Origin of the sequence: Burkholderia sp. AU19243, assembly GCF_018148075.1 — a bacterium.
Lineage (GTDB): Bacteria > Pseudomonadota > Gammaproteobacteria > Burkholderiales > Burkholderiaceae > Burkholderia > Burkholderia latens_A.
Map to the genome: position 1 here is coordinate 54,927 of NZ_JAGSTV010000006.1, position 23,985 is coordinate 78,911.

Annotated in this window: 15 protein-coding genes; 8 read left to right on the forward strand and 7 right to left on the reverse strand. The window is 65.4% G+C overall.

Annotated features, from left to right (window positions below; translation table 11 throughout):
* Positions 1-61 precede the first annotated feature (61 nt).
* Positions 62-550, forward strand: a complete 489-nt coding sequence (locus tag KDW55_RS13415; protein WP_212160425.1) for a MarR family winged helix-turn-helix transcriptional regulator — start codon at positions 62-64, stop codon at positions 548-550.
* Positions 551-667: 117 nt separating this feature from the next.
* Here the strand turns inward: KDW55_RS13415 and KDW55_RS13420 are convergent, their stop codons facing one another.
* A complete protein-coding gene (locus KDW55_RS13420; RefSeq protein WP_040138681.1) occupies positions 668-1,414 on the reverse strand; it encodes a TetR/AcrR family transcriptional regulator in 747 nt (248 codons plus the stop codon).
* A 171-nt stretch (positions 1,415-1,585) separates the two neighbouring features.
* Between KDW55_RS13420 and KDW55_RS13425 the strand changes: the two genes are divergently transcribed.
* The 7 genes from KDW55_RS13425 (at position 1,586) to KDW55_RS13455 (ending at position 10,722) form a co-directional block, all read left to right on the forward strand.
* The gene (locus KDW55_RS13425; protein ID WP_040138680.1) at positions 1,586-2,767 is read left to right on the forward strand and encodes an isovaleryl-CoA dehydrogenase; all 1,182 of its coding nucleotides are present in this window, start codon (positions 1,586-1,588) and stop codon (positions 2,765-2,767) included.
* Between the two features lie 31 nt (positions 2,768-2,798).
* Positions 2,799-4,406 (forward strand): carboxyl transferase domain-containing protein, encoded by a 1,608-nt coding sequence (locus tag KDW55_RS13430; RefSeq protein ID WP_040138679.1) that lies wholly within the window; start codon positions 2,799-2,801, stop codon positions 4,404-4,406.
* A 19-nt stretch (positions 4,407-4,425) separates the two neighbouring features.
* On the forward strand, positions 4,426-5,211 hold the full coding sequence (locus KDW55_RS13435; RefSeq protein WP_209821957.1) for an enoyl-CoA hydratase/isomerase family protein: 786 nt from the start codon (positions 4,426-4,428) through the stop codon (positions 5,209-5,211).
* Positions 5,212-5,247: 36 nt separating this feature from the next.
* Positions 5,248-7,248 (forward strand): acetyl/propionyl/methylcrotonyl-CoA carboxylase subunit alpha, encoded by a 2,001-nt coding sequence (locus KDW55_RS13440; RefSeq protein ID WP_212160423.1) that lies wholly within the window; start codon positions 5,248-5,250, stop codon positions 7,246-7,248.
* Between the two features lie 255 nt (positions 7,249-7,503).
* The gene (locus KDW55_RS13445; RefSeq protein ID WP_212160422.1) at positions 7,504-8,646 is read left to right on the forward strand and encodes a DUF2827 domain-containing protein; all 1,143 of its coding nucleotides are present in this window, start codon (positions 7,504-7,506) and stop codon (positions 8,644-8,646) included.
* Between the two features lie 741 nt (positions 8,647-9,387).
* A complete protein-coding gene (locus KDW55_RS13450) occupies positions 9,388-10,191 on the forward strand; it encodes an EAL domain-containing protein (protein WP_040140818.1) in 804 nt (267 codons plus the stop codon).
* Positions 10,192-10,272: 81 nt separating this feature from the next.
* A complete protein-coding gene (locus tag KDW55_RS13455; RefSeq protein ID WP_212160420.1) occupies positions 10,273-10,722 on the forward strand; it encodes a hypothetical protein in 450 nt (149 codons plus the stop codon).
* Positions 10,723-10,905: 183 nt separating this feature from the next.
* On the opposite strand, the gene KDW55_RS13460 is transcribed toward KDW55_RS13455, so the two are convergent.
* The 6 genes from KDW55_RS13460 to KDW55_RS13485 all read right to left on the reverse strand — a co-directional run bounded on the left by KDW55_RS13460 (position 10,906) and on the right by KDW55_RS13485 (position 23,353).
* Positions 10,906-12,042, reverse strand: coding sequence for a DUF2827 family protein (locus tag KDW55_RS13460; protein WP_212160419.1), 1,137 nt, complete (start codon positions 12,040-12,042; stop codon positions 10,906-10,908).
* Positions 12,043-12,070: 28 nt separating this feature from the next.
* Positions 12,071-12,538 (reverse strand): DUF4019 domain-containing protein, encoded by a 468-nt coding sequence (locus KDW55_RS13465; protein ID WP_212160418.1) that lies wholly within the window; start codon positions 12,536-12,538, stop codon positions 12,071-12,073.
* 26 nt (positions 12,539-12,564) lie between these two features.
* Positions 12,565-13,719 carry a DUF2827 domain-containing protein gene (locus KDW55_RS13470; protein ID WP_059548594.1) on the reverse strand — a complete coding sequence of 385 codons (1,155 nt, stop codon included), beginning with the start codon at positions 13,717-13,719 and terminating at the stop codon, positions 12,565-12,567.
* A 14-nt stretch (positions 13,720-13,733) separates the two neighbouring features.
* A complete protein-coding gene (locus KDW55_RS13475; protein ID WP_212160417.1) occupies positions 13,734-14,879 on the reverse strand; it encodes a DUF2827 domain-containing protein in 1,146 nt (381 codons plus the stop codon).
* A 400-nt stretch (positions 14,880-15,279) separates the two neighbouring features.
* Positions 15,280-15,951, reverse strand: a complete 672-nt coding sequence (locus KDW55_RS13480) for an OmpA family protein (protein WP_212160416.1) — start codon at positions 15,949-15,951, stop codon at positions 15,280-15,282.
* Positions 15,952-16,075: 124 nt separating this feature from the next.
* A complete protein-coding gene (locus KDW55_RS13485; RefSeq protein WP_212160455.1) occupies positions 16,076-23,353 on the reverse strand; it encodes a YadA-like family protein in 7,278 nt (2,425 codons plus the stop codon).
* Positions 23,354-23,985: the final 632 nt, after the last annotated feature.

A 23,985-nucleotide genomic window follows, 5' to 3' on the forward strand; every position in this document is an offset into this window, starting at 1 on the left:
AACTGGCGCGACGCAGCGCCATGCCGCCGGCGCCCCGCCCGCCTATCTGATCGACTCATTCATGGAAAAAACGAATCCCGCCAACCTGCCGGCTTTCCCGATCGATCTGTACGACGAGCCCGGACATCTGATCCGCCGTGCGCACCAGATCGCGGTCGCGATGTTCTACGAGAAGTTCGGCCGGGACGTGACGCCGGTGCAGTATGCGGTGCTGCGGATGCTTTACGAGTCTCCGGGGCTTGACCAGGTGACGCTCGCGCAACGCGTGGCGCTCGACACGTCGACGACCGCCGATCTCGCGGTGCGGCTGGAGGCGAAAGGGCTGATCGTCCGCGAGGTGCTGCCGCGGCGGCAGCGGCGCCTGCTGCTGACGCCGGCGGGCGCCGAATTGCTCGCGCACCTGATGCCGTCGGTGGCGGAACTGCGCGCGGGGCTGTTCGACGGGATGGGCGAGGACGATTCGCAGGAATTGATGCGCCTGTTGCGCAAGTTCGTCCATTTGAACAACGAGCAGAGCCGCGCGCCGCTGCGCGTCGCCGAGGATTCGTAGCGGTCGAACTGTCCTGCGACCCGGCGACCCGGCGACCCGGCGACCCGGCGACCCCGCGACCCCGCGCGCGGCGGCGGCAGCGAGGCCGAGAGCGGCGCGCTGCGGCTGCCGCCGCCGTTACCTGTGTGACGCTTCGCCTTCGAGCCGCCGCACCGCTTCGGTCACTTCGTTCCTGAAGCGCACCAGCGCCGCCTGCTCCGGCGCGGGCGGCTGCACGGCCGCCCACAGCATGTCGATCAGCTGCGTGGCCGTCGTTTCCGTATCGAGCTTGCGGTGCCCGAGAATCGCATCCCACAGCACGTGCTCGATCGGCCCGAACACCATCGAGCGAAGCAGGCTCAGTGGCATGTCGCGGCGCACCTGCCCCGCGGCCTGGCCACGTGCGAGCACGTCCATCAGCGGCGCCGTGTAGCGGCGCTGCAGCGCGGTGAGTTCGTCGCTCAACGCGTGCTGCTTCGCGCGGCCCTCCGACAGGACCAGCGCACACAGCCCCGTGCCGTTCACCAGCATCAGCCGCAGGTGCGTGCGCACGATGAACGCGAACTGCTGCTGCACCGGCGCGTCCACCGGCATCCCGTGTTCGAACGCGGCGATGATTTCGTCGTACCAGTCGGCGATCACACGCGCGCACAGCTCGCGCTTGCCGCGGAAATAGCTGAACACCGTCGCCTCCGATACACCGACGCGCTGCGCGATCTCGGCGGCCGTCGCATGCTCGTAGCCCTTTTCGGCGAACACTTCACGACCGGCGCGCAGGATGTCCTGCACGCGCTGCTGGGACTTGCGCCCGGCGGGTGCGCGCGACGGGTCGGCGCGGTCGGCTTTGGCGGTGGCGGTCATGGTGTCGGCGGTAGCGGCTGTCATGTCGCCATGATATCTGAGTGTCACTCAAAAAACTATTGACGCCGAACCGGGCGAGGCGCGAAACTGTGCAAAATTTCCGCTGCATTGGCTTAATGAATCGACGCATTGATCCGATTTGAGCGAAACTCAGAAATCGGTGCGTGCAACCCACTTTCCGAAGACGGAGGAGACATGATCAACCTGCCCGGCGTGCAATTCATGCTCGGTGAAGACATCGAGATGCTGCGCGACGCCGTCGCGACGTTTGCGGCGAAGGAAATCACGCCGCGCGCGGCGGAGGTCGACCGCACCGACCAGTTCCCGATGGATCTGTGGAAGAAGTTCGGCGACCTCGGCGTGCTCGGGATGACCGTCTCGGAGGAATACGGCGGCGCGAACATGGGCTACACGGCCCACATGGTCGCGATGGAGGAGATTTCGCGCGCGTCGGCATCGATCGGCCTGTCGTACGGCGCGCACTCGAACCTGTGCGTGAACCAGATCCACCGCAACGGCACCGACGCGCAAAAGCGGAAATACCTGCCGAAGCTCGTGTCGGGCGAACACATCGGCGCGCTCGCGATGAGCGAGCCGAACGCGGGCTCCGACGTCGTCAGCATGAAGTTGCGCGCGGACAAGCGCGGCGACCGCTACGTGCTCAACGGCACGAAGATGTGGATCACCAACGGCCCTGACTGCGACACGCTCGTCGTCTACGCGAAGACGGATCTCGACGCGGGCCCGCGCGGCATCACCGCGTTCATCGTCGAGAAGGGGATGAAGGGCTTCTCGGTCGCGCAAAAGCTCGACAAGCTGGGCATGCGCGGATCGCACACGGGCGAACTCGTGTTCCAGGACGTCGAGGTGCCGGAAGAGAATATCCTCGGCCAGCTCAACGGCGGCGTGAAGGTGCTGATGAGCGGGCTCGACTACGAACGCGCGGTGCTGTCCGGCGGCCCGACGGGCATCATGGCCGCGTGTCTCGACGCGGTGGTCCCGTATATCCACGACCGCAAGCAGTTCGGCCAGGCGATCGGCGAATTCCAGCTGATCCAGGGCAAGGTCGCCGACATGTACACCACGTTCCAGGCATGCCGCGCGTATCTGTACGCGGTCGGCCGCCATCTGGACTCCGCGGGCAGCGACCATATTCGCCAGGTGCGCAAGGACTGCGCGGGCGTGATCCTCTACACGGCCGAGAAGGCGACGTGGATGGCCGGCGAGGCGATCCAGATCCTCGGCGGCAACGGCTACATCAACGAATACCCGGTCGGACGTCTGTGGCGCGATGCGAAGCTGTACGAGATCGGCGCGGGCACGAGCGAGATTCGCCGGATGCTGATCGGCCGCGAGCTGTTCGCGGAAACGATGTAACGCCCCACGTCACGCGAACGGAGCCCCGTCGATGCCGATCATCGAATCGAAACTGAACCCGCGTTCGGAAGATTTCCGCGCGAACGCCGCGGCGCTCGAGGCGGTCGTCGCCGACCTGCGCGCGAAGATCGAACAGCTTGCGCAAGGCGGCGGTCAGGCCGCGCGGGACAAGCACCTCGCGCGCGGCAAACTGCTGCCGCGCGACCGGATCGCGCAACTGCTCGATCCCGGCGCGCCGTTCCTCGAGTTCTCGCAACTCGCGGCGAACGGCATGTACAACGACGACGCGCCGGGCGCGGGCGTGATTACCGGCATCGGCCGGATCGCGGGCCGCGAGTGCGTGATCGTGTGCAACGACGCGACGGTCAAGGGCGGCACCTACTACCCGATGACCGTGAAGAAGCACGTGCGCGCGCAGGAAATCGCCGCGGAAAACCGGCTGCCGTGCGTGTATCTCGTCGACTCGGGCGGTGCGAACCTGCCGAATCAGGACGACGTGTTTCCCGATCGCGACCACTTCGGCCGCATCTTCTTCAACCAGGCGACGATGTCCGCGGCGGGGATCGCGCAGATCGCGGTCGTGATGGGCTCGTGCACGGCAGGCGGCGCATACGTGCCGGCGATGAGCGACGAATCGATCATCGTGAAGAACCAGGGCACGATTTTCCTCGGCGGCCCGCCGCTCGTGAAGGCCGCCACCGGCGAGGAAGTGAGCGCCGAGGATCTCGGCGGCGGCGACGTGCACACGCGCCTGTCGGGCGTGGCCGATCATCTCGCGCAGAACGATTCGCACGCGCTGTCGATCGCGCGCAACATCGTCAGTCATCTCGCACCGAAGATCGCGCCGCCAGTGACGCTGCGCGAACCGAAGCCGCCGCGTTACGACGCGAAGAGCCTGTACGGCGTGATTCCGGTCGACACGCGCAAGCCGTTCGACGTACGCGAGGTGATCGCACGCATCGTCGACGATTCGGAGTTCGACGAATTCAAGGCGCGCTTCGGCACCACGCTCGTCACGGGCTTCGCGCACATCTGGGGGCATCCGGTCGGGATCGTCGCGAACAACGGGATCCTGTTCTCGGAATCCGCCGTGAAGGGCGCGCATTTCATCGAGCTGTGCTGCCAGCGCAAGATTCCGCTGGTGTTCCTGCAGAACATCACGGGCTTCATGGTCGGCCGCAAGTACGAGAACGAAGGCATCGCGCGTCACGGCGCGAAGATGGTGACGGCCGTGTCGAACGCGAAGGTGCCGAAGTTCACGGTCATCATCGGCGGCTCGTTCGGCGCCGGCAACTACGGGATGTGCGGCCGCGCGTTCGGTCCGCGCTTTCTGTGGATGTGGCCGAATGCGCGGATCTCGGTGATGGGCGGCGAGCAGGCCGCATCGGTGCTCGCGACGGTGCGCCGCGACGGGATCGAGGCGAAGGGCGGCACGTGGTCGGCCGACGACGAGGATGCGTTCAAGCAGCCGATCCGCGACCAGTACGAGCGCCAGGGGCATCCGTATTACGCGAGCGCACGACTGTGGGACGACGGCGTAATCGATCCGGCGCAGACGCGCGACGTGCTGGGGCTCGGGCTTGCGGCGTCGATGAACGCACCGATCGAAGACACGCGCTTCGGCGTGTTCCGCATGTGACGGCCCGGAGGACTGACCGATGCGATACGAAACGATCAAGGTAAGCGACGCCGGCCGCGTGGCGACCGTCACGCTCGCGCGGCCAGACGTGCGCAACGCGTTCAACGAGACGACGATCGCCGAGCTGACCACCGCGTTCGAGTGGCTCGACGCGCACGAAGGCGTGCGCGCGGTCGTGCTCGCCGCCGAAGGCGCGGCATTCTGCGCGGGCGCGGACCTGAACTGGATGAAGAAGATGGCCGGGTACTCGGACGACGAGAACCGCGCCGATGCGCGCAAGCTCGCGCGGATGCTCGAGGCGATCCATCGCTGCGGCAAGCCGGTGATCGCGCGCGTGCACGGCGACGCGTATGCGGGCGGCGTGGGGCTCGTCGCGGCGGCCGACATCGCGATCGCCGCCGACGGCGCTAAGTTCTGCCTGTCCGAGGCGCGGCTGGGCCTGATTCCGGCGACGATCGCGCCGTACGTCGTGCGTGCGATGGGCGAGCGCGCGGCGCGCCGCTACTTCACGACGGCCGAGGTGTTCGACAGCGCACGTGCGGCGTCGCTCGGCTTCGTTCACGACGCGGTGCCGGCCGATGCGCTCGACGACACGGTCGCGCAGCTGGCCGCGGCAGTCGTCGCGAACGGTCCCGCCGCGGTGCGCGCGTGCAAGCGGCTCGTCGCCGACGTGGCCGGCCGGCCGCTCGACGCGGCGTTGATCGAGCAGACCGCCGACTGGATTGCGCGCACCCGCGCAGGCGCGGAAGCGCGCGAGGGGATCGCATCCTTCCTCGAGAAGCGCACGCCTTCGTGGCGTGAATGACGGCGTGCCCCTAACTTTCCGGACGACATCGAAGCCATGTTCGACAAGATTCTGATCGCCAACCGCGGCGAAATCGCGTGCCGCGTCGCCGCGACGTGCAAACGTCTCGGGATCGCGAGCGTCGCCGTTTATTCCGACGCGGACGCAAACGCGAAGCACGTCGCCGCTTGCGACGAAGCGGTGCACATCGGCGGCTCGGCCGCCGCGGACAGTTACCTGCGCATCGAGCGCATCATCGAGGCCGCGCGCGCGACCGGCGCGCAGGCCATCCACCCGGGCTACGGCTTCCTGTCGGAGAACGAGGATTTCGCGCATGCGTGCGAAGCGGCCGGCATCGTGTTCATCGGGCCGCCGGTCGACGCGATCGCGGCGATGGGCTCGAAGGCGGCCGCCAAGGCGCTGATGCATGCGGCCGCGGTGCCGCTCGTGCCGGGTTATCACGGCGACGACCAGGACGCGCACAACCTGCATCGCGAAGCGGACCGGATCGGCTATCCGGTGCTGCTGAAGGCGAGCGCGGGCGGCGGCGGCAAGGGCATGCGCGTGGTCGAGCGCTCGGAGGATTTCCTGGCGGCGCTGGCATCGTGCCAGCGCGAGGCCGCGAGCAGCTTCGGCAACGACCGCGTGCTGATCGAGAAATACCTGACGCGTCCGCGTCACGTCGAAGTGCAGGTGTTCGGCGACACGCACGGCAACACCGTGTACCTGTTCGATCGCGATTGCTCGGTGCAGCGCCGTCATCAGAAGGTGCTCGAGGAAGCGCCGGCGCCGGGCCTGCATCCGGACGTGCGGCAGGCGATGGGCGAGGCGGCCGTCGCGGCCGCGCGCGCGGTGCATTATGTCGGCGCGGGCACCGTCGAATTCATCATGACGGGCGAAGCGTTCTACTTCATGGAGATGAACACGCGCCTGCAGGTCGAGCATCCGGTCACGGAGATGGTCACGGGGCTCGATCTCGTCGAGTGGCAGCTGCGCGTCGCCGCGGGCGAGCCGCTGCCGCTGAAGCAGGACGAGCTGCGCGTGCACGGGCATGCGATCGAGGCGCGTCTTTACGCGGAGAACCCGGCGCGCGGTTTCCTGCCGTCGACGGGCACGCTGAAGCACCTGCGGCTGCCGGACGGCGTCGAGTTCGCGATCGGTGCGCCGGTGCGCGTCGACAGCGGCGTGCGCGAAGGCGATGCGATCACGCCGTTCTACGATCCGATGATCGCGAAGCTGATCGTGCACGGCGCAGACCGTGCCGAAGCGCTGGGCCGGATGCTGCGCGCGCTGCAGGCCTGCGAGGTGGTCGGCTTGCACACCAATGCCGCGTTCCTGCAGCGGATCGTCGCGTGTCAGCCGTTTGCGATCGCCGATCTCGACACGGGCCTGATCGAGCGCAACCACGACGTGCTGTTTGCGCCGCAACAGCCGCCGCGCGCGACGCTCGCGCTCGCCTGCGCGGCGCTCCTCGCGCGGGAGCGCGATGCGGCCGGGGGGCAGCGCACGTCGCCGTGGAGCGCGCTGCCTGACTGGCGGCTGAACGGCGGATATCGGCGCACGCTCGAATGGCATGCGCCGGAACGCGAAGCGGACGTGACGGTCACCTATGAAGACGATGGCGGCGGCGCGCGTGTCGCGACCGGCGATGCGCCCGCGCAGTCGTTCGCGTGGACGCGCGGCGCGACGCCGCTCGACTTCGACGTGACGCTCGGCGGCGTGCGCAGCAGCGGGCGCGTGTATGCGGACGGCGACAGTTTCCACGTGTTCACGCAGGGCGTGGCCGAGACGTTCGAGTGGCGCAACGTGCTCGCGCACGCGGGCGATGCCGAGCACGGCGGCGGCCGCCTCACCGCGCCGATGCCCGGCAAGGTGATCGCGGTGCTGGTCGAGGCCGGCCAGAAGGTCGACGCCGGCACGCCGCTGATCGTGATGGAGGCGATGAAGATGGAGCACACGATCGGCGCGCCGGGTGCGGGCGTCGTCACGGAAGTGCTCTACGGCGTCGGCGATCAGGTCGCCGACGGCGCGCAGTTGCTGGTGATGGCGCAAGCGTAAACCGCGTATTGGCGATGCACGGGCCGGCGTAGCGTGTTGCAGCGCGACGCCGGCCTTGTCGCGTCCGGCGGGCGCGTCGATCGCAGTCGAGCGGCGTGAGGCGCGCGCATCGCGCATCGCGTGCGGAACGTTCGACACCGCGCATGACGATCCATGACAGTTCGTTGGCGCGCGCTTCGCTACACTGGCGGATTGCTCGCGCGGCTGCGTGCCGCGCGCTACACTGCGTCCATTCACTCTCCCATCCCGCCGACGATGACGTCTCCTGTCCTGACCGGCCTGCGCATCGGTATCACGATCGGACTGCGCGCCCCCGACGAAAGCCTGTGGATCAACGGCATCAAGCAGAACGCGTTGTTCCTCGCGAAGCTGCTGATGGCGTCGCCGCACGGCTACCGCGTGACGCTGGTCAATACGACCGACGTGCCGCTCACCGATGCACTGTCGTGGGATCGCACCGTGTACGACACGCGCGCGTTCGCGGACATGAAAGACGCACTCGACGTGCTGATCGAGCTCGGCGGCCAGATCGACGCCGCACAGACCGCTTATCTGAAGGCGCGCGGCGCGAAGATCGTCAGCTATTGCTGCGGCGTCGAGTACATCAACGCGATGGAGTCGATGCTGTTCGGCCGCCGGCTGTGGGATTCGCTGTTCATCAACCGCGGCTACGACGAGGTGTGGGCGATTCCGCAGATCGCGCCGTCGTCGCTGCCGTTCCTGCAGTCGTTGCGCCGCTGCCCGGGGCGCGTCGTGCCGTTCGTGTGGGATCCGATGTTCCTGACCGAGCGGGCGGCGCCGCTCCCCGAGCACGGCGAGTACCGGCCGCGCGGCGAGCCCGGCAAGCGGCTCACGGTGATGGAGCCGAACCACAACGTGGTCAAGTTCTGCGTGTACCCGATGCTGATCATCGACGAGGCGTACCGCCGCGACCCCGATGCGATCTGCTTCACGCACGTGACGAATGCCGACCGTCTCGCGCACGACAGCCCGGAGTTCGTGATGCTGATGAACTACCTCGACATCGTGCGCGCGGGCAAGGCGAGTTTCGTGGGCCGTTTCGATACGCCGCTGTTTCTCGCCGACCTGACCGACGTTGTCGTATCGCATCAATGGTCGAACCCGCTCAACTACTTCTATTTCGATGTGTGCTGGCAGGGCTATCCGCTCGTGCACAACGCTAGCCTTGCGCCCGATCTCGGCTACTACTACCCGGACAACGATGTGCAGAAGGGTGCGGACGCACTGCTGCACGCGCTCCACACGCACGACGACGACTGGGAAGGGTACACGCGGCGCCAGCGCGAGATACTCGGCCGCTACACGTCGGCCAACCCCGCACTGGTCGCCGAGTACGACGCGTTGCTCGCGAACCTGATTGGCGCGACGGCTGCGTGAGATCGTGCGCGTGGCGTCGCCCGCATTATTTCCGGTTAATGTCTGAAGAAAGCGCGGCGTTAAAAAAGAAACCGCCGAGCCGGGGAGACTCGACGGTTTTTGAAGGCACGAATTCGACGGCTCCGAGGGAAGTCCGTCCGGAATTATTTTAGAGGTTAACAAGCTGAAAAGATTGTTAAAGATCTTTCAATCGGTTGATGTCATATAATCAAGCGACCGATATCTATTCGATGCCGCGGCCATTGTCTTGCGGGTATTTTCAATATCGTTTGAAACGACGAAATTAGTTTCGACAATGATCGAATGCCGACGGGAACGCTCGTTCCGTGGCCATGCATGGCACGCACCGCGTCCGGGCGGTCCGCGACGGCACGATTCCGACGATCGATATACTCATACCAAATAACGAGCCATCGTGCATGTGAAACGGAAATTCCGGCAAATCGGGCGCGCGGCGTAGTTTAAAGGCGTCAAATAAACGCTTATCTGCGATAAATCAATGATGGTTTTATGTAACCTGTCGCACAATCGCCGGTTCTCATGCGTGGTGTATTTGTCGTGTTTGAATATCGTTAACAATATCGGATTTGACGGCGCGACGAAATGAAAAGTACGCTCCCGGAAAAGATCGAAACAAGAGGTTGGGCCGGGTAGGCAGTGGCGCGCGTCGTGGTCGGCTCGCTCCACGAGTATCGATAGCGCGGGCCGTCGCCGACGGCCCGACACTTGCCGGAGCGCCGGATGAATGCGGTCGAACCTCGCCTGGAGGCGAACAGGGTAGCGAATCCAAACGAGATCGAACTCGTGTTTGGCGCACCCGACGATCACCCCGACCTCGCGTCGGTACGCAGTTTCGTCGAAAGCCGGCTTGCGTTTGCACGCGAGCCGGTGTGCCGGGCCGATCTGTCGGGCGGCGTGCTGTATCACGAATGCCTTGCGCGGTTGCGCTGGGGCGCGCACGACGCGTTGCCGCCGATCGCGTTCCTGCCCCGGATCGAGTCGCTCGGGCTGATGCGCTGGTTCGACCGGCTCGTGGTCGGCCGGACGATCGACGCGCTGCGCGCCGAGGCGAACGCCGTGTACGGCTGCAACATCGCGGCGGCGAGCGCGGTCGTCGACGACGCGTGGTTGCCGATCTTCAGGCGGCTCGAGCGCGAGCCGTCAGTGGCGGCGCGGCTCGTCGTCGAAATCACCGAGACGGGGCCGCTGAACCCCGTCGCGGGCCGGTCGTTCGTCAATCGGTTCCGGCAGGCCGGATGCCGCGTCGCGATCGACGATTTCGGCGTCGGCTTCAGCGCGCTGAACAATCTCGTGATCGGCAACCCCGACATCGTGAAGCTCGACCGGTCGGTGCTGTCGTTGATCAAGCGCAACGCGATCGGACGCTACCAGTTTCGCCGGCTGATTGCGTTCGCGCACGAAAGCGCGCGGCACGTCGTCGTCGAAGGCGTCGAGAACGAGGTCGATCGGCAAATCATCCTGGATTCCGGCGTCGCGTGGGCGCAGGGAATCCGCTTTTCGAGGCGGTCGCCAGCGGCTGCATGAGCTTGCGTGAGGCCGTACGAGCCCATCGCGGGCAGCGCATTCCGGCATCGCGCAAGGACGGATTCTAAAAGGGGCGTGGGCATGATGAGGACGAAGGCGTGGGGCGGGCACGGAGCGGGCACGCGGGCGGCTGGCGCGCACGCGCTCGTCGCAATCGGCGAATTGGCGGACGTGCTGCGCCAGATCGGCGCCGACCTCGCCGAAAGCGCCGATGTACGCGATACGCCCGATGCGCCGACGGACGTCGAGCTGCTTCTAGACGGCCTTGGCCGCGTCTCGCAACTGATTTACCGGATGAAGCCACTCGATGCCGATGGCCGCGAGCGCGCTGCGCGACACTATTTCGCCGGCGTGTTCGCGGGCGCGTGCGGCGACGATTCGGCGATCGCGTGCGGCGTCGCGGGCAGCCTCGCGCAGCAGGCGGGCGCGGTCAGCCCCGCTGCGGCCCGCTGTTTCGCAACGCTCGCACGCGTCGGCCGGCGTCATGGCCGCATGTTTGCAGAATGGCGGGGGCAGCGCGTGCCGGCATAGCGCGTGTTTGCACGCCGGGCCGTCGTCGCGATGTGAACGAGCGGATAGCGAGTGCTTGCGCTTTGATCCGTGGGCCGCTTGCCGGGGCGATGTATCTGTCGATGGCGAACGGGCCGTGGATCCGGTCGATCACCGCGCAATTTCAAACGGTGTCCTTAATCGGCGAAACGCGCGCCGGCGCGCTCAGCCGAGCGCACGCGCGCCGAACAAACGCTGGATCTGCCCGGAATATGCGCCGACGTTGTGATCTGCGAGCGCGTCGACCCGCTGCAGGCAGCGGCGGGATGCCGTCGCGTATTCGTCGAGCCGCGCGTCGTGCGTCTGCGCGGCGGTTGCGATCGCACGCGCGGCGTCGAATATCTCGAAGTCCGGGTAGTAGTAGCCGACGTCGCGCAGGAACGGCGAGTTGTGCACGAGCGGGTAGTTGCCGTACAGCGCGTCGTACAGCAGGTAGTTCAAGCCGTTTTCCCAGTGGTGCGATACGACGATGTCGGTGTGGTGCGCGGCCCATGCAACGAACGGCGCGCGCACGTCGGCCGTCGCCTTGCCGTCGCGCACCATCTCGAGCCCGAGCGCGAGATGCTTGAAGGCGACGTTTTCCTTCTTGTCGAACGTATTGGTCATGTACACGTGCTCGACCAGCTCGGGATGGTCCACATAGCAGGCGTTTGCGGCCAGCATCGGGACGATCGAACTCTTCACGACGTTCAGGTTCGGTTCGAAGAACGCGATTCGCTTCGCCGGGCCGCGGTTGCGGTAGCCGAAACGCGCCTTCAATTCCGGATCGGCGTCGAGGCTGCGTTCGATGAAGTACGGCGACCAGATGTGCGGCAGCTCGATTACCGGTGCGCGATAGACGGCCTGAAAGTATGCCGCGCACGTATGCATGTGCTGCGGGTTGGTCCAGATCTCGTCGAACTGCACGCGCTGCGGGTTCGGCCGCCAGTCGTTCTTCTCGAAGTTGATCGTTTCGACGGCGATCACGTAATCGTTGCCGAAGCGGTAAGACACGCACTTGCCGCCGCGCCGGCGCACCGCGTCCGTGTGCGACGGATCGATGAACGCGTTCATCTCGATCAGCAGGTCGGTCTGATGGACGATCGCCGACAGCGGCCGCAGCGCGTCGCCGAATGCATCCATCATCAGCGCCTGCGGGTAGTCGGTGATGCCGTCGTCGTGCGCGAGCCACACTTCGCCGATCAGCGGCGAACGCTTGAGCAGCATGTACAGGTACACGCAATGCTGGTTCGCGCCGTTGTACCAGATCGACTGCGTCGCGTCGCGCTGAACGTTCATCGTAATCGCGACATTGATTTTCATCGGCGGCTCCGGGCGGACGGTGCGCGGTTCAAGGCGTGTAGTTCTGCGACTGGCGCGGCACGTAGCCGGTCAGGTGCCAGCGGCCGTCGTCGCCGAGGCGAAAGCTCAGTTTTTCGTACACGGTCGTCCCGGTCGCGAGCGTCGTTGCATAGTCGACGTTCGCATAGAGCCCGTCGGGCATCGACGATGAATTCGTGTAGCGAATTCGCGTGATCTGCGCCCAGCCGCGATGGCCGACCATGCCGACCGACTGGCGCGCGCGCTGCATGTCCAGCGCGAACTGGTCCTGCTTGATGCGCGCCTTCACGAACGCGGCGGCGTCGTTCCACACCGCACCGTACTGGCCCGCGTCGAGCTGCCTGAAGACTGCATCGGCGTCGCGCAGCAGCGCGTCGGCAGATTCGCCGTCGGATTGCGCATGCGCACCGATCGCGATCGACGCGACGGCGCAGCCGATCAGCCATTTCGTGCGAGAGACGGGCGGATGTGCGTTCATGTCGGAGTCCGGGGGAAGGCGGCGCGTCATGCGTCGCGATAGAGCGACGCGATCGCGTCGGAATACGCGGCGACGTTGCCGGGGTTGTAGATGCTGACCGAGTCGAGCACGTGCTTCGATTGCTCGCGGTACGCGTCGAGGTTCGCATCGTGCTCGGCAAACGCCTGCAGCAGCGCGCGGCCGCCGGCCTGGCAGTCGAAGTCCGGATAGAAATACCCGGCCTTGCCGAGGAACGGCGAGTTGTGGATCAGCGGGTAGTCGCCGTACAACAGTTCGTAGTACAGGTAGTTCTGCGCGTTTTCCCACGTGTGGGACACCACGGCGTCGCCGTACGCGGCCATGAACTCGTACACCGCATAGCGGCTTTCGAACGTCGTGATTCCGTGGTTCACGATATCGAGGCTTTTCGCGAAGTGGACGAACGTCGCGTGTTCCTTCAGGTGCAGCGTGTTGCACACGCGCACGAACTCGAGGAACGCAGGCTTCGCGCGGTACGCTTCCTCGGTCACCAGCATCGGGATGATGCTCGTCTTCACCATGCAGATGTTCGGCTCGAACATCGTCACGCGCCAGCGCGGCTTGCCCGGCCGATAGCCGAATGACAAACCGGCGCCAAGCGTCGCACGCGCCTTGTCGAACAGCATCGGATGCCAGATGTGCGGAACGATCGTCACCGGCGCGCGCAGGCCCGTCTGGTAATAGTGCAGGCAAGAGCGCTCGAATTCCGGAATCGTCCACACCGCGTCGTACGGCGCGCCCGAGAACAGGAAGCCCGACGGCTTGTCGAACATCGCACGCTCGATGTCGATCACGTAGTCGTTGCCGACCCGCATCGTGACGACCTTGCCGCCGCGCGCGCGGAACGCGCGCAGGTAGTCCGCGCCGAACTGCGCACTCATTTCGATCAGCACGTCGCAGCGTTGCAACGCTTCGTCCATCGACAGCAGCGGCACGTTCCACTCGCCGAGCATCATCTGCGGATCGGCGACCTGTTCGCCGCCGTTCACCATCACGGCGTCCGCGACGAGCGGTGACTGACGCAGCAGCAGGATCAGCAGCAGGCAGTTCTGGAAAATGCCGTTTTCCCACAGCGACTGGCCCGCGCCGCGCACGAACAGCGATACGCCGACGACGAGACGTTTGCCGTCGCCGGGCGCTTGACGGGCATTGGAGTCCGACATGCGTGTGCTCCGGTTCAGGCGACCAGGCGCGCGACGAACGCGTCCAGGTTCGCGGGGTTGTCGATCGAGACCGACCGCAGCAGCCGGCCGGCTTTCGCGCGATAGTCGTCGAGCCGCTCGTCGTGATGCAGCCACGCGTCATACAGCGCGCGGGCGCCGGAGACGGAATCGAAATCCGGGTAGTAGTAGCCGGCGTCGCCGAGCAGCGTCGAGTTGTGGATCAGCGGATAGCCGCCGTACAGCACGTCGTAATAGAGGTAGTTCTGCGGATTTTCCCAGTGATGCGATACCACGGCATCCGCATGGCGCGCCATGAAGCCCGGCAGATCGAGGCGCGGTTCGAACGTCGCCTTGTGCTGGCGCACCAGCTCGAGGCTGTTCGCGAAGTGCACGAAGGTTGGATGCGCCTTCATGTGCAGCGAGTTGACGACGAACAGATGCTGCACGGCGTCCGGATGCGCGCGATAGAACTCGTCGCACGCGAGCATCGGGTAGTGACAGGACTTCACAACCGAGATGTTCGGCTCGAGCGTCGCGAGACGCCATGGGCGGCGGCCACGGCGATAGCCGAAGGTCACGCCCTCGTTCGCGAGCGCGGCGATGCGGCGATCGAGGAAGTACGGCGACCAAAGATGAGGAATCGTATAGACCGGCGCGCGGGTGAGCGTGCGCAACAGCGGCACGTCGATCTTCTGCGACTTCTCGAGCACCCACACTTCGTCGAATTGCGTGCCGTTGAAGATGTGGCCCGACGGCTTGCCGAAGATCGGCGTCTCGGCGAGACCGCTGTACGTATGACCGACATAGCACGCGACGAGCTTCGTGCCGAGCGCCTTCACGTGCCGCATCCATTCGACCGGCAACTGCGCGCCCATCTCGATCACGACATCCAGTGCGTGCGTGACGTCGGCGGGTTTGACGAGCGGCACGTCGAGTCCGTCGAGTTCGAGGCCGGCCGGCAGTGCGTTCGCGTCGCCGCCATTCAGGAAATAGACGGGGCCGACGTGGTCCGAGCGTTTCAGCATCATCGCGAGGTACGCGATGTTCTGGTGGATGCCGTTTTCCCAGATCGCCTGGCCGTCGCGCGCAAACAGCGAGATGCCGACGGCCGGCCGTTGCGTGCGCGTGCTGCCCGAGGCGGTTTGATCGATGTCCGTCACCGGTTGGTTTCCTCTGCGGCGCCGCGCGTTCGGCGGGGGCGTCGAGCGCCGGGCCGCGAAACGGCGCGCCGTGGATTGTCGTGGTTGCGTTCGCGTCGGCGCATGCGGGAATACGAGTCGGGCTGCGCGGAGCGCTGAGCGGCCGCCGGATTCCGCGGTTGCGTCGGGCGCGATTGGCACGGCGCGCGACGCGGGCGGAACGGCCCGGCAACTGTCTGCGGCGATTGTGGCACGGAAGTCGCCGGTTTGTGGAGGGGCATGACGAACTTTGACATACCGTCCGGCGCGGACTCGCGCGGACGGGTGGCAAGCCGCGCCCGCGTGGTTCGGCAGTGCGTCGGCCGGGCGGGAATGCGCAGCCGGTGCCGGCCGCCGCGCAAGGATCGCCGCGGCCGGGCGCTCAGCGCTGCAGCGAGATCTCGACGCGGCGGTTGCTCGCGCGGCCTTCGGCCGTCGCGTTGGATGCGACCGGATCGGTCTTGCCGCGGCCGGAGACCGTCATCGAGCCGGCCTTCAGCCCATGCGCGTTCAGATAGGATGCGACCGCTTCGGCGCGGCGCTTGGACAGCGCGAGGTTCGACGCATCGCTGCCGACCGAGTCCGTATAGCCGGTGACCGACACCTGGGTATATGTGCGGTCCTCGCGTTCGCTCAGCAGTTTGTCGAGCGAGGCGCGCGCGGCGGGCGTCAACGTGGCCTGGCCGGTTGCGAACAGCGCGTCGCCCGCGAGGTTCACGTGTTCGACCGCGGCGGATGCAGGGGCCGGCGCCGAAGCTGCGGGCGCCGCTTCGGCCGGCGCCGCGCCGCACTGGAATATCAGCGTCGCGGGATCCGCGCCGTCGCGCCGCGCGCGGGCCGAGTCGATCGTGCGTACCGGCTGGTCCGCGCAGATCTTGCGTGCGGCTCTCATGCACGTCTGCGGGCCCGACAGCAGGCCATGGCAGTCCACCTGGAACGTGCGCACGCCGTCGCGCGGCTGCAGTTCGGATGCGCTGTAGGTCGGGCCCGATGCGGTCGAGCACGCGGCGAGGCCGATCGCGGAAAGTGCGAACGCCAGAGCGAGTTTGTTCACGGTTACATCCTCAAAACTGTGGTTGACTGAAGCGCACCGCACGATGGGCGGTGCGCTCGTCCTGCCGTCGTGGCCGCCGCGCGCGACCCGGCTCGCAAGCCGGGCGGCGTGGCGTCGCGACCGGTTACTTCCACTGATACAGCATGCCGGCGCCGATCACCTTCTGACCGCCGCTGAAGCCGCCGTTGATCGACGCCTTCAGGTTTTCCGTGATGCGAGCCTGCATGTTGACCGCCATGGCCTTCTGGCCGAGGAAGGTCGACGTGCCGACCCCCATCCCGAAGTTGGCGTCGCGGTCCAGCTGCGGAATCGACGCCATCGCACCGACCGCCGCGATACCCTGCTTCGCCATCTGGTCGGTCTGCTGCAGCTGCGAGCCCAGCGAGTTGATCTGCGCCTGCTGGCCCGACAGTGCCGTCGACAGCGTCGTCTGCACCTGCGTCAGCTGGTTCACGTTCACCGCATCGGTGCCTTGCGTGCCCGGCGCGACGTTCGTGATCTGGCGTTGCTGCTGGTCGCTGCCCACCGACACCACGTTCGAGCGACCGCCGTCGTTCGACGCCGCACCGATCGCCACCGAGTTCGAGCCGGCCGTGACGACGGGCCTGTCGTTGCCGGTGCCGTTCATGTCGGCGGCGATGCCGTTGTTGTTCGCCGTGCGGGTCGTGTTGTTGATCGTCGTCGACAATTGGCTCAGCTGGTTGTTGAGGTTGGTCACGCCCGTCGACAGCGACGCCACAGTGCTGTTGGTCGAGCTCAGGCCGGTCGACAGCGAGCCGATGCCCGTCGACGTCGACGTGGACAGCGACGTGAGGTTGCTGTTGGTCGAGCTCAGGCCGGTCGACAGCGAGCCGATCGCCGTCGACGTCGACGTGGACAGCGACGTGAGGTTGCTGTTGGTCGAGCTCAGGCCCGTCGACAGCGAACCGATGCCGGTCGACAGCGACGAGATGTTCGACGCGGTCGACGTCGACAGGCTCGTGATCGCCTGGTTCGTCGCGTTGAGCTGGCTGCCGTTGATCGCGTCCGTGCTCGTGGCCGAGATCTGGCCGGCCGACACGTTCGTGATCTGGCGCGTGGCGCCCGTGGCCGCGTCGCCGACGCTGACCACGCCTGCCGGCGAACTGCCCGCGAAGAAGTACGTGACGCCGCCAATCGTTGCGCTCGACGTGCCGACTGCGTTGCCCGTGACCGAGTTCGCGCCGAGGGCGATCGAGTTCGCGACGTTGGCCGTGGCGTTCGAGCCGAACGCGAGGGCGTCGGTTGCCGTAGCCTTTGCGTTCGAACCGTAGGCCTGCGCGCCGATTGCGCTGGCCGTCGCCTGGTTGCCGAGCGCGATCGTGTTGTCCGCGGTGGCCTGGTTCGCGCTGCCGAGGGCCAGCGCGCCGTTGCCGGTTGCGGTGTTCGCGTTGCCGAGCGCCACTGCGCCGGTGCCGGTCGCGGTGTCGTTTGCGCCCATCGCGACTGCGCCGGTGCCCGTTGCAACACTCGGGTCGCCGATCGCGACCGCGCCGTCGCCGCTCGCGGTGTTGCCGGAGCCGATCGACACCGCCTTGCCGCCTGCGGCCGATGCATTTTGGCCGATCGCGACCGCACCTGCCGTTTGCGCGTTCGAGCCGTCGCCAACCGCCACGCTGCTGGCGCCGGCCGCGCTGGCATTCGCGCCGGCGGCGAGTGCGTTGACGCCGGTTGCGCCGTCATTTGCGTAGTTGCCTTGCTGCGTGCCGTTGTCGTTGACGCTGAAGTAGTGCGTCTTCGCGGCTTCGATCGCGGTCGACGTCGACGTGGACAGCGACGTGATCGAGCTGGTGGCCGACGACAGGCCGGTCGATGTGGACGTGGACAGCGACAGGATCGTGCTGGCAGCCGTCGACAGACCGGTCGAGGTCGACGTCGACAGGGAGGCGATCGAGCTGGCAGCCGACGACAGGCCGGTCGACGTCGAGGTCGACAGTGAAGCGACGGAGCTGTTGGTCGAGCTCAGGCCCGTGGACAGCGACGTGACGCTGCTGGCGGTCGACGTGGACAACGACGTGAGCGAGCTGTTCGTCGTGCTCAGGCCGGTGGACAGCGAGCCGATCGAGCTGGTTGCCGACGAGAGGCCGGTCGACGTCGACGTCGACAGGGAGCTGATCGAACTCGTAGCCGACGAGAGGCCGGTCGACGTGGAGGTCGACAGCGATGCCACCGAGCTGTCGGTCGAGCTGAGGCCGGTCGACAGCGAGCTGATGCCGGTCGAAGTCGAGGTGGACAGCGAGCTGATCGAGCTGGTCGCCGACGACAGGCCCGTTGACGTGGAAGTCGACAGCGAAGCGACGGAGCTGTCGGTCGAGCTGAGGCCGGTGGACAGCGAGCTGATGCCGGTCGACGTCGACGTGGAAAGCGAGCCGATCGAGCTGTTTGCCGACGAGAGGCCCGTTGACGTGGAAGTCGACAGCGAAGCGACGGAGCTATTGGTCGAGCTGATGCCGGTCGACAGCGAGCTGATGCCGGTCGAAGTCGAGGTGGAGAGAGACGAGATCGAGCTGTTGGCAGACGAGAGGCCGGTGGAGGTCGACGTCGACAGGGAGCTGATCGAACTCGTAGCCGACGACAGACCGGTCGACGTGGAGGTCGACAGCGATGCCACTGAGCTATCGGTCGAACTGAGGCCAGTGGACAGCGAGCTAATGCCGGTCGACGTCGAGGTGGACAGCGAGCCGATCGAGCTGTTTGCCGACGAGAGACCGGTCGACGTGGAGGTCGACAGCGATGCCACCGAGCTGTCGGTCGAGCTGAGGCCGGTCGACAGCGAGCTGATGCCGGTCGAAGTCGAGGTGGACAGCGAGCTGATCGAGCTGGTTGCCGACGACAGGCCGGTCGACGTCGAAGTCGAGAGCGACGCCACGGTGCTATCGGTCGAGCTGAGGCCCGTCGACAACGAGTTGATGCCGGTCGAGGTCGACGTCGACAGCGAGCTGATCGAGCTGGTTGCTGACGAGAGACCCGTCGACGTGGAAGTCGACAGTGAGGCAACCGAACTATTGGTCGAGCTGATGCCGGTCGAAGTCGACGTGGAGAGCGACGAGATCGAGCTGTTGGCAGACGAGAGGCCGGTGGAGGTCGACGTCGACAGGGAGCTGATCGAACTCGTAGCCGACGACAGCCCGGTCGACGTGGAGGTCGACAGCGATGCCACTGAGCTATCGGTCGAACTGAGGCCAGTGGACAGCGAGCTAATGCCGGTCGACGTCGAGGTGGACAGCGAGCCGATCGAGCTGGTTGCCGACGAGAGACCGGTCGACGTGGAGGTCGACAGCGACGCCACCGAGCTGTCGGTCGAGCTGAGGCCCGTCGACAACGAGTTGATGCCGGTGGAGGTCGACGTCGACAGGGAGCTGATCGAACTCGTAGCCGACGAGAGGCCCGTTGACGTCGAGGTTGACAGCGACGCTACCGAGCTATCGGTCGAGCTCAGGCCGGTCGACAACGAGCTAATGCCCGTCGAAGTCGACGTGGAAAGCGAACTGATCGAGCTGGTGGCCGACGACAAGCCCGTTGACGTCGACGTCGACAGCGAAGTGACGGAGCTGTCGGTCGAGCTGAGGCCGGTGGACAGCGAGCTGATGCCGGTCGACGTCGACGTGGAAAGCGAGCCGATCGAGCTGTTTGCCGACGAGAGGCCCGTTGACGTGGAAGTCGACAGCGAAGCAACGGAGCTATTGGTCGAGCTGATGCCTGTGGACAACGAGTTGATGCCGGTCGACGTCGACGTGGACAACGAGCTGATCGAGCTGTTTGCCGATGACAGACCCGTCGACGTGGAAGTCGACAGCGAAGCAACCGAGCTATTGGTCGAGCTGATGCCGGTGGACAACGAGCTGATGCCGGTCGACGTCGAGGTGGAAAGCGAGCCGATCGAGCTGTTTGCCGACGACAACCCCGTCGACGTGGAGGTCGACAGCGAAGCAACCGAGCTATTGGTCGAGCTGATGCCGGTGGACAACGAGCTGATGCCGGTCGACGTCGACGTGGAAAGCGAGCCGATCGAGCTGTTTGCCGATGACAGACCCGTCGACGTGGAAGTCGACAGCGAAGCAACCGAGCTATTGGTCGAGCTGATGCCGGTGGACAACGAGCTGATGCCGGTGGACAACGAGCTGATGCCGGTCGACGTCGAGGTGGAAAGCGAGCCGATCGAGCTGGTTGCCGACGACAACCCCGTCGACGTGGAAGTCGACAGCGAAGCGACCGAGCTGTTGGTCGAGCTGAGACCGGTCGACAGCGAATTGATCCCCGTCGAAGTCGACGTGGAGAGCGAAGCGATCGAGCTGTTCGCCGACGACAACCCCGTCGAAGTCGACGACGACAGCGAGGTCACCGAGCTATTGGTCGAACTGAGCCCCGTCGACAACGAGGTGATGCCAGTCGACAGCGACGAGATCGCGCTGCTGGACGACGATACCGTCGTTGACAGCGAATCCACGATGGAATTGGTCGCGAAGAGTTGGGAGCCGTTGATCGCGTCCGTGCTGGTCGGCGTTATTTGGCCTGCCGCGACATTGGTGATCTGGCGTGTGGTGCCCGTGCTCGCATTGCCGACGCTCACCACGCTGCTCGGGTTGCCCCCCGCGAACGTGGAGGTCACGCCGCCAACGGTACCCGTGGGCGTCGGGGCGGGCGCGCCGGTAACGGAGCCGCTGCCGAGTGCGACGTCGCCCGCGTGGTTGGCGATCGCATTCGGGCCGATCGCGACCGAGTCGGTGCCGAGTGCCTGGCTGTCGGCTGCCGTCGAATTCGCGTGGAAGTACTTGATGCCCTGGTTGTTGATGCTGTTGATCGCCGAGCCAACACTGTTGGCGGTCGACGTCGTGCCGTTCGCGTTGTACGTCGTGTACGACGGAGCGGAAACGGTGCCGGTTGCCGGGTTATAGCTTGAACCGCCGCCGAGGGCCGCGGCCGTGCTGTTGCCGAGATTGTCGGTCTTGGTGGTAACCGTGCTGAGGCCGGTCGACAGCGAGCTGATCGAGCTATTGGCCGATGAGAGGCCGGTCGATGTAGAAGTCGACAGCGAAGCGACCGAACTATTGGTCGAGCTGAGGCCTGTCGACAGAGAATTGATGCCCGTCGAAGTCGAGGTAGACAGCGAGCCGATCGAGCTGTTAGCCGACGACAGCCCCGTCGACGTGGAAGTCGACAGCGAGGCAACCGAGCTATTGGCCGAGCTGAGGCCGGTCGACAGCGAGTTGATCCCCGTCGAGGTAGAGGTGGACAGCGAGGCGACCGAGCTATTTGCCGAGCTGAGCCCGGTCGACAGAGAATTGATGCCCGTCGAAGTCGAGGTAGACAGCGAGCCGATTGAGCTATTAGCCGACGACAGCCCCGTCGACGTGGAGGTCGACAGCGAGCTGATCGAGCTGTTAGCCGACGACAGACCGGTCGACGTGGAAGTTGACAGCGAAGCGACCGAGCTATTGGTCGCGCTGAGGCCGGTCGAGGTCGAGGTGGACAGCGAGCTGATCGAGCTGTTAGCCGACGACAGCCCCGTCGACGTGGAAGTCGACAGCGAGGCAACCGAGCTATTGGCCGAGCTGAGGCCGGTCGACAGCGAGCTGATCCCCGTCGACGTCGAGGTAGACAGCGAGGCAACCGAGCTATTGGTCGACGACAGACCGGTCGACGTGGAGGTAGACAGCGAGCTGATCGAGCTATTAGCCGACGACAGCCCCGTCGACGTGGAAGTCGACAGCGAGGCGACCGAGCTATTCGCCGAGCTGAGGCCGGTCGACAGCGAGTTGATCCCCGTCGACGTGGAGGTAGAAAGCGAGCTGATCGAGCTATTAGCCGACGACAACCCCGTCGACGTGGAAGTCGACAGCGAAGCGACCGAGCTATTGGTCGAGCTGAGGCCGGTCGACAGCGAGCTGATCCCCGTCGACGTCGAGGTAGACAACGAGGTGACCGAGCTATTGGTCGACGACAGACCGGTCGACGTCGAGGTAGACAGCGAGCTGATCGAGCTATTAGCCGACGACAGCCCCGTCGAGGTGGAAGTCGACAGCGAATTGATGCCCGTCGAGGTCGAGGTGGACAGGGAGCCGATCGAGCTATTAGCCGACAACAGCCCCGTCGAGGTGGAAGTCGACAGCGAAGCAACCGAGCTATTGGTCGAACTGAGGCCGGTCGAAGTCGAGGTGGACAGCGACGAGATCGAGCTGTTAGCCGACGACAGCCCCGTCGAGGTGGAAGTCGACAGCGAGGCGACCGAGCTATTCGCTGAGCTGAGGCCGGTCGACAGCGAGTTGATCCCGGTCGAAGTCGAGGTGGACAGCGACGAGATCGAGCTGTTGGCCGACGACAGCCCCGTCGACGTGGAAGTCGACAGCGAGGCAATCGAACTCTTGGTCGAACTGAGGCCGGTCGAGGTCGATGTGGACAGCGACGAGATCGAGCTGTTGGCTGACGAAAGCCCCGTCGACGTCGACGTCGACAAGCTGCTGATCGCACTGGTCGTCGTGCTCATCCCGGTGCTGAGCTGAGCCACGGTGACCGCATCCTGAGGTGCAGAGCCGTCGGCGACGTTCGTGATGCGACGCAGCGCCGTCGAACTGCCGACCGACACTTCCGACGTCGGGGCGGTGCTGCCCGTCAGATACCCCGTTCCCGTCGGTGCCGCCGCGCCGGTCACGCTGCCTGCACCGATTGCGACACTCGACGTGTAGTTGGCCGTGCCGCCGAGCGCGATCGCGTTGGTGCCCGTCGCCGTAGCGCCATTGCCGAGGGCGGTTGCGCCGGAGCCCGCTGCCGTGGCTGCCGAACCGAGCGCCGTGCCGTTGGTGCCAACCGACGTGACCGTCGCATTCGAACCGATTGCTATACCTGACGTCGTCGCCGCGTTGACGTTCGAAAACCGACCCAGTGCGATCGCGTTGCTGCCGGCTGCCACCGCCCCGCCCGAGCCCGAGCTGTTGCCGCCGCCAATTGCGATCGAGCTGGAGCCCGAAGCGGTCGCGTCGTTGCCGACCGCGGTCGCGCCCGTGTTGAGTGCCTTCGCGCCGGAGCCTATCCCGATCGCGCTCGAGCCGGTCGCCGTCGTGGCCTGACCGAAAGCTTGCGAGTAGTTGCCGGACGCCGTGGCGTTCGCGCCGATTGCAATCGACGTAGCCCCGCTCGCCGTCGTGGTGCTGCCGCCATTGCCGCCGATCGCAATGCCCTGCGTGCCGGTGCCCGTGACAGTGCCGCCGCCAGCCGCGTACTGCGCGTACACGATGTTGCTATTGGCGACGCCGGCAACGAGCGCGGCGGCGGCGACCGCCTTCACGACGGCCGACTTGTTCGGCTTGCCCCGTGCCGAATCGTGTTCGGATGCCGCGACCCAGGCGCCAAGGGCTTCGTTCCAGATCGAACGGTATGTGCGGTTCATGTCGTACTACCTCCAAATAAGCACGTCACACACCGGTCTCTTTCGTTAGATGAATCTGCCGTGCGCCGCGCGAATCTCAAAAATGATGGGCGGAGTTTATTGGAGGCGTTATTTTGAGATTGATAAACAGTGAAAAATTGCTGGTCGGAAAAGTTAAAGAATGGTTAATGAATCGCGCTTTGATGTATTGAGGGGTCGTTAAGTCGATAACTCGTAGAGAGTTGAGGGTGGGCGGCTTCTCAACGCGAGGATTGGTGTGAAAATCCTTAAAAATCAATGCCTTATTATGTTTTGGGGTCTCTTTGGCCACTCACGAACATCAGAAAAGTACGACGAATTCGAGCGCAAACGTTTGCGCAACCGAGATTTCTTTCTGTTCTGTAAGATTTCTGTCATGCTAGTTGATAATGGTTTTGCGTATCTATTAACTTATTATATTTTTGTTTTATGGATGGTTTTCGTCGGATTCAGTGCGTATCTCTAAAATGGAATAAAAGTTAAAGGCGTATTGCCCGAGTGTGCCGATTTGCGCATCGCATCGGTCCCAGTTGCCCGTCGGACGGGCGTTTCGTTGCCCCCGCTTTCATGAAGTTGTAAAAAAATGCAACGAGCGCATCGGTGCCGTGAACGGG

Excerpts from the sequence above, each read along its gene's own strand:
- KDW55_RS13415 (WP_212160425.1), top strand. The coding sequence starts at position 62 with ATGGAAAAAACGAATCCCGCCAACCTGCCGGCTTTCCCGATCGATCTG.
- KDW55_RS13420 (WP_040138681.1), bottom strand. The coding sequence starts at position 1,414 with ATGACAGCCGCTACCGCCGACACCATGACCGCCACCGCCAAAGCCGAC.
- KDW55_RS13425 (WP_040138680.1), top strand. The coding sequence starts at position 1,586 with ATGATCAACCTGCCCGGCGTGCAATTCATGCTCGGTGAAGACATCGAG.
- KDW55_RS13430 (WP_040138679.1), top strand. The coding sequence starts at position 2,799 with ATGCCGATCATCGAATCGAAACTGAACCCGCGTTCGGAAGATTTCCGC.
- KDW55_RS13435 (WP_209821957.1), top strand. The coding sequence starts at position 4,426 with ATGCGATACGAAACGATCAAGGTAAGCGACGCCGGCCGCGTGGCGACC.
- KDW55_RS13440 (WP_212160423.1), top strand. The coding sequence starts at position 5,248 with ATGTTCGACAAGATTCTGATCGCCAACCGCGGCGAAATCGCGTGCCGC.
- KDW55_RS13445 (WP_212160422.1), top strand. The coding sequence starts at position 7,504 with ATGACGTCTCCTGTCCTGACCGGCCTGCGCATCGGTATCACGATCGGA.
- KDW55_RS13450 (WP_040140818.1), top strand. The coding sequence starts at position 9,388 with ATGAATGCGGTCGAACCTCGCCTGGAGGCGAACAGGGTAGCGAATCCA.
- KDW55_RS13455 (WP_212160420.1), top strand. The coding sequence starts at position 10,273 with ATGATGAGGACGAAGGCGTGGGGCGGGCACGGAGCGGGCACGCGGGCG.
- KDW55_RS13460 (WP_212160419.1), bottom strand. The coding sequence starts at position 12,042 with ATGAAAATCAATGTCGCGATTACGATGAACGTTCAGCGCGACGCGACG.
- KDW55_RS13465 (WP_212160418.1), bottom strand. The coding sequence starts at position 12,538 with ATGAACGCACATCCGCCCGTCTCTCGCACGAAATGGCTGATCGGCTGC.
- KDW55_RS13470 (WP_059548594.1), bottom strand. The coding sequence starts at position 13,719 with ATGTCGGACTCCAATGCCCGTCAAGCGCCCGGCGACGGCAAACGTCTC.
- KDW55_RS13485 (WP_212160455.1), bottom strand. The coding sequence starts at position 23,353 with ATGAACCGCACATACCGTTCGATCTGGAACGAAGCCCTTGGCGCCTGG.